This window comes from Streptomyces tropicalis (assembly GCF_029269835.1).
GTDB lineage: Bacteria > Actinomycetota > Actinomycetes > Streptomycetales > Streptomycetaceae > Streptomyces > Streptomyces tropicalis.
Genome location: NZ_JARJBB010000082.1, coordinates 1 through 2,239, shown reverse-complemented (window position 1 = coordinate 2,239; position 2,239 = coordinate 1). Strand labels below are relative to the sequence as shown.

Annotated in this window: 2 protein-coding genes; one reads left to right on the top strand and one right to left on the bottom strand. The window is 77.7% G+C overall.

Annotation, left to right across the window (positions count from 1 at the left end; all coding sequences use genetic code 11):
* Positions 1 to 153 precede the first annotated feature (153 nt).
* Positions 154 to 591 (bottom strand): hypothetical protein, encoded by a 438-nt coding sequence (locus P3H78_RS33070; RefSeq protein ID WP_276112867.1) that lies wholly within the window; start codon positions 589 to 591, stop codon positions 154 to 156.
* 289 nt (positions 592 to 880) lie between these two features.
* Here P3H78_RS33070 and P3H78_RS33065 point away from each other — a divergent pair, with 289 nt between their 5' ends.
* Positions 881 to 2,086: a PP2C family protein-serine/threonine phosphatase gene (locus P3H78_RS33065; protein WP_438828082.1), complete on the top strand. Its 1,206-nt coding sequence runs from the start codon at positions 881 to 883 to the stop codon at positions 2,084 to 2,086.
* The last annotated feature ends 153 nt before the right edge of the window (positions 2,087 to 2,239 follow it).

Below are 2,239 nucleotides of genomic sequence, written 5' to 3'. Positions count from 1 at the left end.
CCTCCTCGGCGACGTGCAGGGCAAGGGGCAAGGAAGGCGCGGCCGCGCAGGGGGACGCACGGTCACCCCGCGCGGCCCCGCCCGGTCACCCCGTGCGGCCCCCGTGGTCCCGGGGCGCGGGGGGCAGGCCGGGCGGGGCCGTGCCGGCGGGGGTCAGATGTGGTGGCCCGCCGCGTCCTCGTGCGTGTAGGCCCAGTAGAAGACCGAGAGGCCGATCAGCGCGGCGCAGCCCAGCCCGATGAAGATCGCGGTGAAGTGGGAGTCCCCGGTCTGCGCGTAGAGGAAGCCCACGGCGGTGCCGGTGAAGGCGCCCCACAGGAGGGCGTGCAGCTCGCGGCGCAGGCGCGGGGCGAGGTACAGGACGCCGACCATGGCCAGCATGAACACGAGCGCGGTCACCCAGCCGAACAGCAGGTTCCAGCCGGTGATCGGCCCGCCGTGGCGCTGGTTGGCCGCGGCCCAGAACCCGTAGACCAGCCCCAGGACCGCCGGGACGGCCCACCGCGCGATCGCGTGCGTCCGCTCGTCGAACAGGTTGGGCGGACGGGTGTGGCGGGTGCCGGCGCCGGGTGCGAGTGCCGCTTGAGCCATGAGAGCGCTCCTCTCTCTTCACCCCCGCCTTCCAGAGCACACCGGGGAGGGGGCCACGGCAAGTCGGTGGGCGGGGCAGAGGGCCACGGGCAAGTCGGTGGGCGGGGCCCACGCCGAGCCGGTGAGCGGGCGGCGCCCGCGTCGCGGCCCCGCGGTGCGGGCTCCCGTCCGGCCGCGGGGCTGTCCCCTCCGGCCGCGCCGGCCTCGTCGCGCGGGCTCCCGTCCGGCCGCGCGGGACGCCGCCGCGGCCCGGATGCGCCCCGTGCCCGCCTGTGCTTCGCTGAGCCCCGTGAGCGACGGCGGCGGGGGCCACGGGCCGCCCGGCCGGTCCCCGCGGACCGGTCGCGGGGACGTCCCGCACCGCGGCCAGCTGCTGCGGGTGCGCGGGCGCAGTGTCGCGTGGGTGCCGCCGCTGCTGCTGCTCGTCGCGATCGGGGTCGCCGACTGGAACACCACCGGCGAGTTCCGGATCATCTCCTGGATCGTGCTGGTGCCCGGGATCTCCGCCGCGATCTGCGGGGTGTGGACCACGGCCGGGTTCGCCGCGCTGTCCGTCGTCACCTACGTCCTCATGGACAGCGCCTGGCCGCACCAGTACCAGACCGGCATCCCCGACTTCATCCTCGTCGCCGCGGGCGGGGTGCTCGCCGTGCTGGCCTGCACGGTCCGGGTGCGCGGTGAGCGGCGCATGCTGCACATGCGGGACGTCGCCGAGACCACCCGGCGCACCGTGCTGCGCCCGCTCCCGCCGGGCTTCGGCGGGCTGGACCACGCGGCCGTCTACCTCGCCGCGGACACCGAGGCCCGCGTCGGCGGCGACTTCTACGACATCCAGCCCGGCCCCGCCGCCACCCGGGTCCTCCTCGGCGACGTGCAGGGCAAGGGGCTCGCCGCGGTGGAGGCGGCGGCCGCGCTGCTCGGCACGTTCCGGGAGGCCGGCCACCGCGAGGCGGACCTGGCGGTCGTGGCCGAGCGCCTGGAGGTGCGAATGCTGCGGCACCGGGACCTCACGGCGGCGCTCGGCGGGGCGGACGGCGACCGGTTCGCCACCGCCCTGCTGCTCGGCTTCCCCGACGACGCCCCGGACACGGTGGAGGTCGTCAACTTCGGGCACGATCCGCCGCTCGCGGTCGGACCGGCGGGCGTCCGGCTGCTGCCGCCCGGCGAACGGCTGCCGCTCGGCCTCGGCGATCTCGCCCCGGACAGCGGCAGGCCGGCGGTGCAGCGGGTCCCGGTCGGCGCCGACGAGACCCTGCTGCTGTCCACCGACGGCGTGACCGAGGCCCGGGACGCCACCGGCGCGTTCTACCCGCTGGCCGACGTGCTGGCCCGCGCGCTGGCTGCCGACCCCGGCACCGCCGATCCGTACCGTCTGGTCGCCCTGGTCCGCGACGGGACGCTGCGGCACTGCGGCGGGCACCTGGTGGACGACACCACCGTCTTCGCGGTCCGGCGGTCGGCGCCGGGCCGGGCGTCCGGGGGCGGGCGGGACTGACCCGACTCCCCTGCCCCGCCGCGGGGTTCCCGATCGGGCCGACGTGTCCGTGCCGGGGTCTGCGGGCGGCGGATCCCGGAGCGGCCGGGCCGGTGCGTGGGACCACCCCGCACGCCCGGTGGCCGACCCCCTCCGGCGGACGCGGAGGTTCCC

Excerpts from the sequence above, each read along its gene's own strand:
- P3H78_RS33070 (WP_276112867.1), bottom strand. The coding sequence starts at position 591 with ATGGCTCAAGCGGCACTCGCACCCGGCGCCGGCACCCGCCACACCCGT.